The following is a 14,297-nucleotide window of genomic DNA, read 5'->3' as shown; positions in this document are numbered from 1 at the left end:
TCCATAAGTCCGGGACGAAATCATGCATCTTGATTGACGTCCGTTTAAGTGCATTTCTGAGACATATTGTCGGATTTGAATCCTTAAAGGGCAGCGAACGCCCTCAAATCGTAAATGGTTTGCACGGGTAACGATCGAATAACGGGAGACTGCACAAGTGGCCCCGTCGTCCGCAGAATGCCATTCGCTTACTTAGCTTCCCGTCCCGGGTTGCGATTGTGAGAGAGGAAATCTGTAATGGCAGACGGTTACATCGAACTCAGTCCCGAAGTCCTCGAACCGATCCTGGAATCCCTGATCACCGGTTCCATCGAGGGTGGCGACGACACGACTCCGACGGTGTGAGAAGCCTTCTCGGGTGGGCCGCGGCAATGACGCGGTCCACCCGAGGTGTTTCCACTGATTTTTTTCGATGTCGTCTCCAAAGCGCTGTGACCTGCTATGAGTGATGAACAATTCGAGGGGATTGAAACAATTATCCTCGACGCCGACGATCTCGGCCAGGGGTCGAGTTGCTCGCGGACACCCTGCACGAGATCCCGCTGTACAGCTGGCTGCTCGGTGAGTGCATAGCCGACCTTTCGCTGCGCAGATGGTTGGCAGAGATACTCTTGCGGCCGTTGCTGGACGCGGGATGTGTGATCGGATCACGGCGGGACGGCCGTCTCGTCGGAATGCTGGTCTTCCAGCCACACGACACCGACCTGTCACCCGGGGGCAAGCCGCCGCTGACCCCAGCCGATTTCGCAGTGGTGGCGACTGTTCCCGGAGTACGGGAATGCGTCGCCGAACTCCTGAGGAGTCCGCAGATGGCGCCGCCGGTGAACGACGCGGTCAACCTCCGGATCGGGATCGTGGCGGCAGAGGAACGCGGCGGTCGTGTGTTGACCGCCATGATGCGCGAGGTGGAGCGATTTTGTACCGCGGCATCCCGGCCGTACTACGCCTGGACCGGATCTCCCCGGCTGCGTGACTGGTACGCGCTGGCGTGGGGGGCCGCGGAGTTCGCAGCCGAGGACTGGAACGGCATCACCATGTACGGCCTCGTCTCCGAGCGGCCGCCGAGGCCGGGTCCGGTGCCGGACCCGAGAGGGCCGGACCTCGCGGCTCAGCGCCGGAGTAGTTCACCGATCGTGTGATTGACGGCGGCAGCGCGTGCGGTTCTCGTGAGCGTCTGTAACCCGCGCAGGGCGGAGTCACCCGAATCCCATTGGCCCGCACTGTCCCCGATCTCCACCCGGCGGGTGCCGGCCAGGTCGACGATCGCCTCGACCTGGGCGGCGGTGTCGATCAGGCGGGTCGAGCGGGCGTCGAGCGCATGCGGCGGCAGGGCGACGCGATGCCGGGCGATGAGGACCGCGAGCTCCTTGCGGAGGTCGCCCGCGTCGAGCGATCGGCGTCCGCCGAGGCCGCCGATGATCATGGCCGCATCGCGGACTGCTTGCCGCAGATCGTATTCCAGGTCACCCGCAGACGGTCCGGACGACACCAGATGGTCGAGGTCCAGCCGATCCGCATACCGGAAGACCGTCCACCGGCACGTCACGTACGGGGGATCGATGCCGAAGGTGGAGAACTCGGGGACGAGTGCGAGGGTGCCGGCCGTGTCCGAGTCGTCGACCAGGAGAACCTCGCCGGTGATCAGTGCCTTCGACGTCGCGGGATTCGGTGGCAGGCCCTGCGGATCGCCGGTGGACGGCAGGCGCACGGCCAACCGTCGGGCTGACTTCAGCAAGCCCAGCAGGTCGAGTACGCCGCTGCCGTTGTGTATGTTGCTGCCGGATTCCGTTGCGGACGTGGACTGTTCGCTCTGCACCTCGTGCCGGTCGGCGGATTCGGCCAGTGCCTCGATCACGTCGTCGGGGGAGCAGCGTCCGGTCAGCCACTCAGCCGCCCAGGCGCCGAGGGCGCAGGTCGGCCACGCGACGATGTGAGGGAGGATGTCGCTGCGTTTCATCAGGAGACAACGATACCGCCGTCCCCCTCCCGGTCGCCGGGCGTGGCAACCCGCTGCCGGTGTCCCGGGCGCATACGGTGTTGGACGCAGATGTCCAGGGACCGGAGAGGTGGAACGCGATGGATGACCGGTACGGACGCGATGTGCTGTCCCAGCCACGCCGGGCCAAGCCGCGTCCGGTGGAGGTCGCCGCCGACCGTGACCTCGTGGTCGAGGACGCCGCCACCGGATTCTGCGGTGCCGTCGTCGGTCTCGAGAAGAGCTACGCCGGCGACCTCGTCCGCCTCGAGAACCGGCACGGCCGGACCCGTGTGTTCCTCATGAACCCCGGCGCATTCCTCATCGACGGCCGTACCGTGACCCTCGTGCGCCCGCGCACGCGCGGCCCCCAGAAGCCCGCGACGACGGCGTCGGGTTCGCGCGCCGCACCCCGCACCCGCGCCCGCACCGCGCGGGCGAGCCGGATCTTCGTCGAAGGCGTGCACGACGCGACCCTGCTCGAACGAGTGTGGGGCGACGACCTGCGGGCCGAGGGCGTGGTGGTCGTCAGCCTCGACGGCCTCGACAACCTCGAAGAGGCGCTCGCCGAGTTCCAGCCCGCCCCGCACCGGCGCGCGGGGGTCCTCGTCGACCATCTCGTCGCCGGTTCGAAGGAAGCCCATCTCACCGCCGAGGTCGGCGAGCACGTGCTGGTGTGCGGCCATCCCTACATCGACGTGTGGGAGGCGGTGAAGCCCGCGTCGGTGAAGATCACGGCCTGGCCGAAGATCCCGCGCGGCACCGACTGGAAGGCCGGCGTGTGCGCCGAGCTGGGCTGGGGTGACCCCCGAGACGGATGGCGCCGGGTGCTCGGCGGAGTGAGCAGTTATCGCGACCTCGAGGTGGATCTGCTGCGGTCCGTCGAGGAACTCATCGACTTCGTGACGGCCGCGGAGGAGGCCGGCTAGAGCATTCCGCATGCTCGCGCGTCCGAGGACCGGAGGGGCCCCGACAACTCTGGCAGACTGGACACATGAGCGCCCTGCTGTGGTTGGCGGCCGCGATCGTCCTGGTGGTCGCGGAGATGTTCGGTGGCGAACTGGTGCTGCTCATGCTGGCCGGTGGTGCTTTTGCCGCGGCCGGTGTCGATTTCGTCTGGGAGCCGCCCCTGTGGGTCGAGGGTCTGGTCTTCGCCGTCGTGTCGGTGCTGCTGCTCGTCGCGGTCCGTCCGGTTGCCAAACGCCACATGCTCAACCGTCCCGCCGTGCTCATGAACACCGAGGCCCTCGAGGGGCGAGCGGCGATCGTCACCGAGAAGGTGGACCAGCACGACGGCCGGGTCAAGATCGGGGGCGACATCTGGTCCGCTCGGACGATGGATCCCGCACAGGTCATCGAACCCGGAACCCATGTGACCGTCGTGCAGATCGACGGTGCGACCGCGGTGGTGTGGCACCCCTGATCCCTCGACCCTGACCTGCTCGACGTTTCGCGAGGAAGGTGAATGATGGACGATTATCAGATCTTCGGCCTGGTCGTGGTCGTACTGCTGGTTCTGCTCGTGGTGGTGGTGCTGGTCAAATCGGTGGCACTGATCCCACAGGCGGAAGCCGCGGTGATCGAACGGCTCGGCCGCTACACCCGCACCGCGTCGGGACAGCTCACCCTGCTGTTGCCGTTCATCGACCGGATCCGGGCGCGCGTCGACATCCGTGAGCGGGTCGTGTCCTTCCCGCCGCAGCCGGTGATCACCGAGGACAACCTCACCCTGTCCATCGACACCGTCGTCTACTTCCAGGTGACCAACCCGCGTTCGGCGGTCTACGAGATCGACGATTACATCGCCGGCGTCGAGCAGCTCACCATCACCACGCTGCGCAACGTGGTCGGCGGCATGACCCTCGAGGAGACCCTCACCTCGCGCGATTCCATCAACGGGCAGCTGCGCGGAGTGCTCGACGAGGCAACCGGCCGGTGGGGGCTGCGCGTCGCCCGCGTCGAACTCAAGTCGATCATGCCGCCGCCGTCGATCCAGGAGTCGATGGAGAAGCAGATGAAGGCCGACCGCGAGAAGCGCGCGACGATCCTGGCCGCGGAAGGACAACGGGAGTCGGCGATCAAGACGGCCGAGGGCAACAAGCAGTCGCAGATCCTCGCGGCCGAGGGCGCCAAGCAGGCTGCGATCCTCGCCGCCGAGGCGGACCGGCAGTCGCGCATCCTGCGCGCGCAGGGTGATCGCGCGGCGTACTACCTGAACGCGCAGGGCGAGGCGAAGGCCATCGAGAAGACCTTCGCGGCGATCAAGGCCGCCAAGCCCACCCCGGAACTGCTTGCCTACCAATATCTCCAGCAGCTGCCGGAGATGGCGAAGGGCGAGGGCAGCAAGGTCTGGGTCGTGCCGTCCGACTTCGGTTCGGCACTGCAGGGTTTCGCGAAGTCCTTCGGCGTCCAGGGCGACGACGGTGTGTTCCGGTACGAGCCGACCGACTCACCGCCCTCGCAGGTCGACGAGTCGGAGACCGAGGACTGGTTCTCGCTGGCCTCCGACCCCAAGGTTGCGCAGGCCGTCGCCGAGGCCGAGGCGGTGGCCCGCAAACCCGTCGCCCCGGAGATCGGTACCGGGATGGGCCGGTCGTCACGGCACCCGTCGCTCGATGCCGCGATCGAGGAGACCGGTACCACCCCCGGCACTCCCGGCTAGGTCACGACAGCTGGGACCGGACGCGCATATCAGGTCGTGATGAGGTGTTCGATGCCCGCGAGGCCGATCGCCCACAGCACCGAGGCGAAGGTGCCCATGATGAACTGCTCCGAGGCCTGCGGGGCGCGTAGTTCGGGATAGCGCGCGAGGCTCTTCACCGCGAGGATGATCGCGAGTCCCTCCGGCCATCCGGCCATCAGCGTCGTGACGACCGCGAGTCGCTCGAGGTAGCCGATCACGCGTCCGCCGCGGAGCGGGCCGACCTCCGTCGGGTCGGACGGTTCCGTCTCGGTGGTGTCGGTGTCGGTGTCGTCGGCGTCAGGGTCGTGCGGTGGCGTCGGACCCGCCCGGACGCCGCCGAGTTGCAGTACCGCCCGCACCACCGGACCGCCACCGGTGATGGCCGCGATCGCCGCGATCACCGGAGCCGCCGCGGCGGCGAATCCGGCGGCTGGTCCGGCCGTCGCCGCGACGATTGCGGTCGCGGTCGCGAGGCCCAGCAGGACGATCAAGCCGATGGTGTGGATGATCGCCGCCGAACGCGGCACGGCCAGTCCATCCCGGGCACGTCCGCGCATCCAGTGTTCGACACCGAGCCAGAGCACCGGCGCGACGACGGTCAGCAGGAGGAGGACGAGTGCGGTGCCGGTCATCGCGCGAGCTCCGCGTCCGAGGCATGACGATCGGCCTCGGCGAGCGCGTCGGCGAGGAGGTCCAGCGCATCCGGTTCCAGATCCCAACCGGCGGCGCGGAGCCGTTGGCTCATGGCCTGCGGCGTGATGTCGAGGGCGCCCGCGGCGTCGGCCTGGGTGAGTCCCCGCCGCATGAGTGCCACCGCCTCGATCCCGGCGGCACTCCGGGTGGCGACGATGTCGCTGATCAGGCGTCCGGCGGTCTGTGCGTGACGGCACCATCGGGCGTCGGGTCCGCGCACGCACAGTGGTATCCGCTGTCGTTTGGCCGCCTCGACCGCGTCTCGGGCGTAGAGGAAGGCGGCTCCGCGGCCGGCGCGCGTGGAGGAGGGCAGCGGCTGTTCCACGCCGCCGGTGCCGATGCCGACACTCCAGTGGCCGTCGGCGGTCAGTTCCACGGCGAGATGTGCCAGGGTCGTCGGATCGTCGAGAACACCCTGGATCTCGTCGCCGGCGGTGCGCTCGAAGGAGCGCACCGTGTCGACGTCGCCCAGGCGGGTGAGCACGGCGTCGACGCGATCGATGTCGGTGCGGCTTCCCCGCTGATCGACGGTCATGACGAACATCACACAAGCCTACGAGCTTGATCGAGCACAATCAAGTCCTAGGACTAGATGAATCAAGTGAGGGAGCTTGATGATCCCTTCTCAGGCCTGGGTGCTTGAGAACCATCGGACGCGACCGGCAACCGGGCGTCGAGGATCAATCCCGCGATCCCGACCGCGAAGAGTGCGCCGCTGACCAGTAGTTGCAGCGGATTGGTCTCGCCGGTCAGCGAGTCGCCGAGCATCACCACGGCCGCGGTGCCCGGAGCCATGCCGATGATGCTCGCCACCGTGAACGGCACCGGTCGTACCGAGGACAACGCCGAGCAGTAGTTCGCGACCGAGAACGGGCAGGCCGCGATCAGGCGGAGGGAACCGACGGCCAGCCAGCCACGACGTTCGAGGCGGTACTCGACGGCCTTGACGACCGGCTTCTTGAGGAACGGCCGCACCCGGTCGCGTCCGAGTGCCCGCACGAGACCGAAGGCCGCGACCGCCGCGATCGACGACGCGATCATCGCCCCCACGAAGCCGACGACCGGACCGAAGAAGATCCCGGCCATGACGGTGAAGGTCGAGCGGGGGATGGGGGCGATCGTGACGATCGCATATGCCGCGAAGAACAGCCACGGAAAAGCCGGCCCGAGGTCGTCGCCCCAGGCGCGGACGCTGCCGATCGAGGGCAGTGGGATGAAGTAGGACCCGAGCAGGACCAGTGCCACGAGAGCGGCGGCGGCCAGTGCGCGCCGCACGACCCGCCGGTCGAAGACGACTCGCCGTCGGCGGCCCGCCGCGTCGGGGGTCACCTCGGTGACGGGGGCTGGCTGGGGCATCCGGACACTCTACTCTGGATCTCACGAGACCCCTCGACCCTGCGACCTGCACGCACCCTGGTGGGTGGCACAGTTCACGCCGACCTTGTTGATGGGCCGAGCGAGCGATCGGCTAAGGTCGTGTACGCGCTCGCACAGAGCACTCACGGAGGTGTGCTTCCCCACATGCCACAGCAAACTGACCAGCCCAAACCCGAGTCAGATCTCGACGGCGCCTACCAGGCGTGGTCGAAGGCCGCCGCGGCCGTTCTGGCGAAATCGCGTGGGGTCGACGTCGACGAGCTCCCGGATACTCCGGAGGCCCTGCTCTCGACCGACACCGCCGACGGGCTGACCATCCGGCCGCTGTACACACGTCGCGACGAGACGACCGAACCCGGCCTGCCGGGCCGGTTCCCATACGTTCGTGGCGCCGATCCCGCTCGTGACGTCACCACCGGGTGGCGCGTCACCGAGCGGTTCGGCGACGACGCGACCCAGGCCGAGGACGTCAACGAACTCGTACTCGAGGCGATGGCCAACGGCACCAGCGGACTCTGGCTGTCCGTCGGCAAGCCCGGTGGCGGCCTCGGTGTCGCCGACCTCGCCACTGTCCTGCGCGGTGTGTACCTCGACCTCGTGCCGGTGACGCTAGACGCCGGTACCGAGGGCATCGCCGCCGCCCGGGAACTGTTGTCGCTCAAGGAGAAGGCGCAGGCCGCACCGGTCGCCGCACCCCCCACCGCGGCGACCACGCACTCCTTCGGACTCTCGCCGCTGACCGCGGCGTTCTCCGGTCGTGCCACCGTCGACGCCGACGAGGCCACCGCGCTCGCCGCGTCGAACCTCTCCGCCGGGGTCCGGACCTTCCGCGTCGACGGCAGTGACTTCGCGACGGCCGGCGCCGACAACGGCCTCGAACTCGCTCTCGTGGCGGCCGCCGCGGTCACGCATCTGCGTGACCTGACCGCCGCCGGTCTGTCCGCCGAGGCGGCACTGAACCAGATCACCTTCGGCGTCTCGGCCGACGACGACCAGTTCGCGACGATCGCCAAGTTCCGTGCGCTGCGCAAGATCTGGGCCCGGGTGGCCGAGGTCGTCGGTGCGCCCGACGCCGGTGGTGCACTGACCCATGGCGTGACGGACCTGTCGATGTACTCCCAGCGTGACCCGTGGGTCAACATGCTGCGCAGCACCATCGCCGCATTCGGCGCGGGTGTCGGCGGCGCCGACCAGCTGACCGTCCTGGCGTACGACGCGACGATCCCGGCCGACAAGCGCACCTCGAGTGCGTCCTTCTCGCGCCGCATCGCCCGCAACACCCAGCTGCTGCTGCTCGAGGAGTCCAACATCGGACGTGTCCTCGACCCGGCCGGCGGTTCGTGGTTCGTCGAGTCGCTGACCGACGACCTCGCCGCCAACGCATGGGCCGTCTTCACCGAGGTCGAGGCCGCCGGTGGCTACCGCGCCGCTCTCGACAGCGGCTGGATCGCCGAGAAGGTCGAGGCCTCGCTGGCCCGACGCGACGCCGAGGTCGCACACCGACGCATCTCGGTCACCGGCGTCAACGAGTTCCCGAACATCGACGAGCGGGCCCTCTCCGATGCCCGGGGCGCCTCGGTGTCGGGCGTGACCGATGTGGTCACCGGAACCCCGAAGCTGGCCCGTGTCGGCCGTGCCTTCGAGGCGCTGCGCGATCGCTCGGACGTGGTGCTCGCCGAGCAGGGTGCGCGCCCGTCGATCCTGCTCATTCCGCTGGGCAGCGTCGCCGAGCACAACGGACGCACCACCTTCGTGGCCAACCTGCTGGGTGCCGGCGGCATCACCGTGGTCAACCCCGGCCCGCTGACCGCCGACAAGATCGGCGACGCGGTGGCCGGTGCGAACACCCCGATCGCGGTCATCTGCGGGACCAAGGCGCGCTATGCCGAGGAAGGTCCGGCGGCGCTCGCGGCCGCACGTGCGGCCGGTCTCGCCAAGGTCCTGCTCGCCGGCCCGGACAAGGAATGGCCCGAATCCGATGATCGTCCCGACGGTTCGCTGCGCGTCGGTATCGACGCGGTGAGCACCCTCGGGGATCTCCTCGATCAGCTTCTCTCTACTTCGGGAGCGACGGCATGACCCAGACCGAACCCAACCTGTCACAGTCCGATTCGGCCCGGTCGATCCCGAGCTTCGCCGGGGTCGAGCTCACCGGGGGACCGGCCACGACAGTCGCCGGACCCGGTGCGCCGGTCACCGAGGAACTGGCCTCCGCACACGGCTACTCGGTCGACCAGGTCACCTGGAACACCCCCGAGCAGATCGACGTCGTGCCGGTGTACACCCGCACCGATCGCGACGAGATCCTCGACGACGCCGAGCATCCGTACCCGCTCGACTCGGTTCCCGGAGAGGCCCCGTTCATCCGTGGCCCGTACCCGACGATGTACGTGAACCAGCCGTGGACGATCCGGCAGTACGCGGGTTTCTCGACCGCCGCCGAGTCCAATGCCTTCTACCGCCGTAACCTCGCGGCCGGTCAGAAGGGTCTGTCGGTGGCCTTCGACCTCGCGACCCACCGTGGGTACGACTCCGACCACCCGCGCGTCGCCGGAGACGTCGGCATGGCCGGTGTTGCGATCGACTCGATCCTCGACATGCGTCAGCTCTTCGACGGCATCGACCTGGGCAACGTCTCGGTGTCGATGACGATGAACGGTGCGGTGCTGCCGATCCTGGCGCTCTACGTCGTGGCGGCCGAGGAGCAGGGTGTGCCGCCGGAGAAGCTGGCCGGGACCATCCAGAACGACATCCTCAAAGAGTTCATGGTCCGCAACACCTACATCTATCCGCCGAAGCCGTCGATGCGGATCATCTCGAACATCTTCGAATACACCAGCCAGAAGATGCCGAAGTTCAACTCGATCTCGATCTCCGGCTACCACATCCAGGAAGCCGGCGCGACCGCAGACCTGGAGCTGGCCTACACGCTGGCCGACGGCGTCGAGTACATCCGTGCGGGCCTCGAGGCCGGTCTGAACATCGACAAGTTCGCGCCGCGTCTGTCCTTCTTCTGGGGCATCGGCATGAACTTCTTCATGGAGGTCGCCAAGCTGCGCGCGGCTCGTCTCCTCTGGAGCGAGCTGGTCGCCGAGTTCGGCCCGAAGAACGCGAAATCGCTGTCGCTGCGCACACATTCGCAGACGTCGGGCTGGTCGTTGACCGCGCAGGACGTGTTCAACAACGTCGCCCGCACCTGTGTGGAGGCGATGGCGGCGACGCAGGGTCACACCCAGTCGCTGCACACCAACGCGCTCGACGAGGCGATCGCCCTGCCGACCGACTTCTCGGCCCGCATCGCGCGTAACACCCAGCTGCTGCTGCAGCAGGAGTCGGGCACCACGCGCCCGATCGACCCGTGGGCCGGTTCGAACTACGTCGAGACCCTCACCCACCAGCTCGCGCAGAAGGCGCGCAAGCACATTCGCGAGGTCGAAGAGGCCGGCGGCATGACGCAGGCCATCAACGAGGGTCTGCCGAAGCTGCGTATCGAGGAGGCCGCGGCCCGCACGCAGGCCCGCATCGACTCGGGTCAGCAGCCGCTGATCGGTGTGAACAAGTACCAGGTGGCCGACGACGAGGAGATCGAGGTCCTCAAGGTCGAGAACTCCAAGGTGCGCGCCGAGCAGCTCGAGAAGCTCAGCACCCTTCGCGCACAGCGGGATTCCGCCGCGGTCGAGGCGGCACTGACCGACCTGACCCGCGCCGCGGCGTCGTCGGAGGGTGGCATGGAGAACAACCTGATGGCCCTGGCCATCGAGGCTGCGCGTCATCAGGCGACGGTCGGGGAGATCTCCGAGGCGCTGGAGAAGGTCTACGGTCGTCATCAGGCGGAGATCAAGACGATCAGCGGGGTGTATCGACATGAGGCAGGCGAGGTGAGCAACATCGACGCGGCGATCGAGGCGGTACGCCAGTTCGCCGAGGCCGAGGGCCGCCAGCCGCGCGTGCTGGTCGCCAAGATGGGCCAGGACGGTCACGACCGCGGCCAGAAGGTCATCGCGACCGCCTTCGCCGACCTCGGCTTCGACGTCGACGTGGGCCCGCTGTTCGCCACGCCGGAGGAGGTGGCCGCCCAGGCCGCCGACAACGACGTGCACGTGGTGGGTGTGTCGTCGCTGGCCGCCGGTCACCTCACCCTGGTTCCCGCACTGCGGGAGGCGCTCAAGGAAGTCGGGCGCGAGGACATCATGATCGTCGTCGGCGGCGTCATCCCGCCGGGTGACTTCGCCGAGCTGTACGAAGCGGGCGCCGCCGCGATCTTCCCGCCCGGATCGGTCATCGCCGACTCGGCCGTGGAGCTCATCGGCAAGCTCGCCGACACCCTCGGCCTGGAACTGCCCGGGGTGGCCGCGAACTGATGGCGGACAGTCCTCGGCGTCGCGTCGACGTCGACGCGCTGGCCGATGCCGTGCTGGCCGATCGCCGCGCCGACCTGGCGCGTGCGATCACCCTGGTGGAGTCCAGGCGCCCCGATCATCGGGCGGCCGCGCAGGAGTTGCTGCTCAAGCTGACCCCGCACGCGGGCAACTCGTTCCGGGTCGGCATCACCGGCGTTCCGGGCGTGGGCAAGTCGACGACCATCGAGGCGCTCGGCATGCACCTGGTCGAGTTGGGGCACAAGGTGGCGGTTCTCGCCGTCGACCCCAGTTCGACGCGCACCCGCGGCTCCATCCTGGGCGACAAGACCCGCATGGGCAGGTTGTCGACGGAGAAGAACGCGTACATCCGTCCGTCACCGACCTCCGGCACGCTCGGCGGTGTGGCGAAGGCCACCCGTGAGTCGATCGTGCTCGTGGAGGCCGCGGGTTTCGACGTCGTGCTCGTGGAGACCGTGGGTGTCGGGCAGTCCGAGGTCACCGTGGCCAATATGGTCGACACCTTCACCTTCCTGACGTTGGCCCGCACCGGGGATTCGCTGCAGGGCATCAAGAAGGGTGTCCTGGAACTCGCCGACGTGGTCGTGGTGAACAAGGCGGACGGCAAACACCTCAACGAGGCGAAGGGTGCGGCTCGCGAACTGCGGAACGCCCTGGGACTGATCTACCCGCACGACGCCCTCTGGACACCGCCGGTGCTGACGATGAGCGCGATCGAGAAGACCGGTATCGACGAGTTCTGGGCCACGGTCGTCAAACACAACCAGACCCTCAGGGAGGCGGGCGAATTCACTGCCCGCCGCAACCAGCAGCAGATCGACTGGACGTGGTCGATGGTCCACGACATCGTGCTCAGCCGGCTCGCGGAGTCGCCCGGCGTCCGCGACATCCGCGGCACGGTCGAGGACGAGCTGCGCGAAGGTGTGCTCACGCCGGCGCTCGCCGCCCAGCGCATCGTCGACGCCTTCGACAATCGCTGATCGCCGCGCCGGCCTCCGCTCAGCCGATCAGTGGCGCGAGCGTCTCACCGAGGTGTGAGACCCGACCCGGCACATGGCCGTTGGCGGCCGCATTGACCGTGAAACCGTCGACGCCCGCGGCCAGGATGTCGGCGTACCGGGCGCCGACCTCGTCCGGATCGCCGACGATGGTCTGTCCGCGCCGGATCGCGGCCGCCGGCGTGCGCCGGACGTAGGCCTCGTACTCGGCGACCGCCTCCTCGTGGGTGGGTGCCATACAGGTGTAGGTCTGCACGGTCACCGTGATCTCCGACCGGTCGCGTCCGAGGCGCTCGCAGTGTTCGTCGAGCGCATCGAGCTTGCGCGGGATGTCCTCGGGCGCGCACAGCAGATTCGACTCGTCGGCGTACTGCGCGACCATCCGCAGGGTCTTGCGTTCGCCGCCGCCGCCGATCATCACCGGGATCTTCGACAGCGGTGCAGGCACGTTCAGCGCATCGGTGACGCGGTACCGCTTGCCGTCGAGGCTGGGGCGCTCCCCGGCGAGCATGCCGCGGACGATCTGCAGGGCCTCCTCCAACCTCTCGAACCGGTCGCTGAAGCTACCGAACTCGAATCCGAGCGAATCATGTTCGTGCTCGTACCATCCAGCCCCGATCCCGAGTTGTGCTCGACCGCCGGAGACCACGTCGAGGGCGGTCACGGTCTTCGCCAGCAACGCGGGGTTGCGGTAGGTGTTACCGGTGACCAGCGACGACAGGCGGACCGTCGAGGTGTGCTGGGCGAGCGCGGACAGCAGTGTGTAGCACTCGATCATCGGATCGTCGGGTTCACCGAGCATGGGCAACTGATAGAAGTGGTCCATCACGAAGACGGTGTCGAAACCGGAGCCCTCGGCCTCGCGCGCCTGCGCGACGACGGTGGGGAAGAGCCCTTCGGGGGGAACGTCCGGGTAGGTGAAGTTGGCGATCTGATAACCGAGTCGAGTCACCGGTCAACCGTAGGTGCCGATGGGCCGTCGTGCTCGCTTCGCTGACACCTCAGACGGCGGTGGGGGTCTCAGATCCGGACGAGTGCGCGAGCGTAGGTCCCGATCGTCTCGATGAGATTGTCGAACACGGAGTCGAGGTCGGTGGCCGTGGCGATGCGGGCGTTGGGTCCCAGCGGCGACATCCAGCGTTCGTCCGCGACCGTCATCCCGCGCGTCAGGGTTCCGGTGAGCTCGACGCCCACGCGCGCCGGAATGGTGGCCACGAGGCCGGGGCTCAGTGCGACCATCGCCGCGAACGGGTCATGGAGATGGGCGATGTAGCCCTCGTCGTGGTCGTGATGGAACTCGAAGTAGAAGCGCAGGGCATCGGTGAGGTGCCGGATGATCTGGTTGTCGGCAACCGAACGCAGACCCCGTTCGTCGCCGGGGTCCGGGCATTCGAGCGGTGTGCTTCCCGACGCGGCGGCCAGGCGCACCACGTGGTCCGGGGTCATCACGACCTGCTCGGTGAGATCCAGCGCGCACACGATGGGCTCCGGTGCGCCTGCCGTACCGAACGCCGCGAAGACCTCTGCGGCGGCCTCCGGGTCGACGGCGACATTCCACTCCGAGGTCGGCGTCGTGTTGCCGTGGGTGTGGAACGCGCCGCCCATGATCACCAGCCGGCGCATGCGGGACGGCAGTGCCGGATCCCGGCGGACCGCGGTCGCCAGCGAGGTCAGCGGCCCGGTCACCAGCCCGACGAGTTCGCCGTCGTGAGCTCGCGACGCCTCGATCCAGGCATCCGCGGCGTCGACGTGGCTCGCCGTGATGGTCGGGGTGGGAAGTTCGGCATGGCCGACGCCCAGTGGACCGTGGGTGTCCTCGGTCGTCATCAGGTCGGCGACGAGGGGAGTGGCCGACCCGACGTGGACGGGGATCTCGGGACGGCCGCAGAGTTCGAGCCAGGACAGGTTGTTCGTCGTGACCACGTCCACGGGGACGTTCCCGGCCGTCGAGGCGATGCCGAGGAGGTCGACATCGGCGCGGGCCAGCAGATAGAGCAGTGCCACCGAATCATCGATACCGGTGTCGCAGTCGAAGAACAGGCGCTGGGTCACGTCACAATTGTGCCCGGTCTGCGGTGACCACACCCGCGCCGCCCCGGCCTTCCCTAGTATCCCTGCCGATGCCGGACGGACCGCCGTCGGCGCGACGGCCGCAGAGGAACGCGATGCACCCACAACGACTCTCATCGACA

General features: G+C 68.2%; 13 protein-coding genes. 7 read left to right on the top strand and 6 right to left on the bottom strand.

Annotated features, from left to right (window positions below; all coding sequences use genetic code 11):
- Positions 1 to 512: 512 nt before the first annotated feature.
- Positions 513 to 1,139 (top strand): hypothetical protein, encoded by a 627-nt coding sequence (locus tag GOAMI_RS09300; protein WP_006436233.1) that lies wholly within the window; start codon positions 513 to 515, stop codon positions 1,137 to 1,139.
- Here GOAMI_RS09300 and GOAMI_RS09295 read toward each other — a convergent pair.
- Positions 1,109 to 1,957, bottom strand: a complete 849-nt coding sequence (locus GOAMI_RS09295; protein ID WP_006436232.1) for an Rv1486c family protein — start codon at positions 1,955 to 1,957, stop codon at positions 1,109 to 1,111. The genes GOAMI_RS09300 and GOAMI_RS09295 overlap by 31 nt on opposite strands.
- A 119-nt stretch (positions 1,958 to 2,076) precedes the next feature.
- On the opposite strand from GOAMI_RS09295, the gene GOAMI_RS09290 reads away from it, so the two are divergent.
- From GOAMI_RS09290 to GOAMI_RS09280, 3 genes are all read left to right on the top strand, one after another.
- Positions 2,077 to 2,904: a DUF3097 domain-containing protein gene (locus GOAMI_RS09290; protein ID WP_006436231.1), complete on the top strand. Its 828-nt coding sequence runs from the start codon at positions 2,077 to 2,079 to the stop codon at positions 2,902 to 2,904.
- A gap of 65 nt (positions 2,905 to 2,969) precedes the next feature.
- Entirely contained in the window at positions 2,970 to 3,398 is a 429-nt protein-coding gene (locus GOAMI_RS09285) for an NfeD family protein (RefSeq protein WP_006436230.1), read from the top strand.
- Positions 3,399 to 3,443: 45 nt separating this feature from the next.
- Positions 3,444 to 4,637 (top strand): SPFH domain-containing protein, encoded by a 1,194-nt coding sequence (locus GOAMI_RS09280; protein WP_040004712.1) that lies wholly within the window; start codon positions 3,444 to 3,446, stop codon positions 4,635 to 4,637.
- Between the two features lie 29 nt (positions 4,638 to 4,666).
- Here the strand turns inward: GOAMI_RS09280 and GOAMI_RS09275 are convergent, their stop codons facing one another.
- The 3 genes from GOAMI_RS09275 to GOAMI_RS09265 are packed head-to-tail and all read right to left on the bottom strand — an operon-like array spanning position 4,667 to position 6,707.
- A complete protein-coding gene (locus tag GOAMI_RS09275) occupies positions 4,667 to 5,290 on the bottom strand; it encodes a hypothetical protein (protein ID WP_006436228.1) in 624 nt (207 codons plus the stop codon).
- Entirely contained in the window at positions 5,287 to 5,895 is a 609-nt protein-coding gene (locus GOAMI_RS09270) for a hypothetical protein (protein ID WP_006436227.1), read from the bottom strand. The genes GOAMI_RS09275 and GOAMI_RS09270 overlap by 4 nt, the downstream gene beginning before the upstream one ends.
- 53 nt (positions 5,896 to 5,948) lie before the next feature.
- A complete protein-coding gene (locus GOAMI_RS09265) occupies positions 5,949 to 6,707 on the bottom strand; it encodes a TVP38/TMEM64 family protein (RefSeq protein ID WP_006436226.1) in 759 nt (252 codons plus the stop codon).
- 165 nt (positions 6,708 to 6,872) lie between these two features.
- Between GOAMI_RS09265 and GOAMI_RS09260 the strand changes: the two genes are divergently transcribed.
- Genes GOAMI_RS09260 through meaB form a run of 3 tightly spaced genes read left to right on the top strand, consistent with a single transcriptional unit; the run spans position 6,873 to position 12,087 of the window.
- Entirely contained in the window at positions 6,873 to 8,807 is a 1,935-nt protein-coding gene (locus GOAMI_RS09260; RefSeq protein ID WP_006436225.1) for a methylmalonyl-CoA mutase family protein, read from the top strand.
- Positions 8,804 to 11,089 carry a methylmalonyl-CoA mutase gene (gene scpA / locus GOAMI_RS09255; RefSeq protein WP_006436224.1) on the top strand — a complete coding sequence of 762 codons (2,286 nt, stop codon included), beginning with the start codon at positions 8,804 to 8,806 and terminating at the stop codon, positions 11,087 to 11,089. Before GOAMI_RS09260 ends, scpA begins: the two co-directional genes overlap by 4 nt.
- Positions 11,089 to 12,087 carry a methylmalonyl Co-A mutase-associated GTPase MeaB gene (gene meaB / locus GOAMI_RS09250; protein WP_006436223.1) on the top strand — a complete coding sequence of 333 codons (999 nt, stop codon included), beginning with the start codon at positions 11,089 to 11,091 and terminating at the stop codon, positions 12,085 to 12,087. Before scpA ends, meaB begins: the two co-directional genes overlap by 1 nt.
- Positions 12,088 to 12,106: 19 nt before the next feature.
- On the opposite strand, the gene GOAMI_RS09245 is transcribed toward meaB, so the two are convergent.
- Both GOAMI_RS09245 and GOAMI_RS09240 read right to left on the bottom strand, forming a co-directional pair.
- Positions 12,107 to 13,057, bottom strand: a complete 951-nt coding sequence (locus tag GOAMI_RS09245) for an LLM class F420-dependent oxidoreductase (protein WP_006436222.1) — start codon at positions 13,055 to 13,057, stop codon at positions 12,107 to 12,109.
- A gap of 68 nt (positions 13,058 to 13,125) precedes the next feature.
- Positions 13,126 to 14,157 (bottom strand): nucleoside hydrolase, encoded by a 1,032-nt coding sequence (locus GOAMI_RS09240; protein ID WP_006436221.1) that lies wholly within the window; start codon positions 14,155 to 14,157, stop codon positions 13,126 to 13,128.
- Positions 14,158 to 14,297: the final 140 nt, after the last annotated feature.

The organism is Gordonia amicalis NBRC 100051 = JCM 11271 (genome assembly GCF_000332995.1).
Taxonomy (GTDB): domain Bacteria; phylum Actinomycetota; class Actinomycetes; order Mycobacteriales; family Mycobacteriaceae; genus Gordonia; species Gordonia amicalis.
This window is presented reverse-complemented; position numbering and strand designations above follow the sequence as displayed.

Coding starts and splice junctions, on each gene's coding strand:
- GOAMI_RS09295 (WP_006436232.1), bottom strand. CDS start 1,957: ATGAAACGCAGCGACATCCTCCCTCACATCGTCGCGTGGCCGACCTGC.
- GOAMI_RS09290 (WP_006436231.1), top strand. CDS start 2,077: ATGGATGACCGGTACGGACGCGATGTGCTGTCCCAGCCACGCCGGGCC.
- GOAMI_RS09285 (WP_006436230.1), top strand. CDS start 2,970: ATGAGCGCCCTGCTGTGGTTGGCGGCCGCGATCGTCCTGGTGGTCGCG.
- GOAMI_RS09280 (WP_040004712.1), top strand. CDS start 3,444: ATGGACGATTATCAGATCTTCGGCCTGGTCGTGGTCGTACTGCTGGTT.
- GOAMI_RS09275 (WP_006436228.1), bottom strand. CDS start 5,290: ATGACCGGCACCGCACTCGTCCTCCTCCTGCTGACCGTCGTCGCGCCG.
- GOAMI_RS09270 (WP_006436227.1), bottom strand. CDS start 5,895: ATGTTCGTCATGACCGTCGATCAGCGGGGAAGCCGCACCGACATCGAT.
- GOAMI_RS09265 (WP_006436226.1), bottom strand. CDS start 6,707: ATGCCCCAGCCAGCCCCCGTCACCGAGGTGACCCCCGACGCGGCGGGC.
- GOAMI_RS09260 (WP_006436225.1), top strand. CDS start 6,873: ATGCCACAGCAAACTGACCAGCCCAAACCCGAGTCAGATCTCGACGGC.
- scpA (WP_006436224.1), top strand. CDS start 8,804: ATGACCCAGACCGAACCCAACCTGTCACAGTCCGATTCGGCCCGGTCG.
- meaB (WP_006436223.1), top strand. CDS start 11,089: ATGGCGGACAGTCCTCGGCGTCGCGTCGACGTCGACGCGCTGGCCGAT.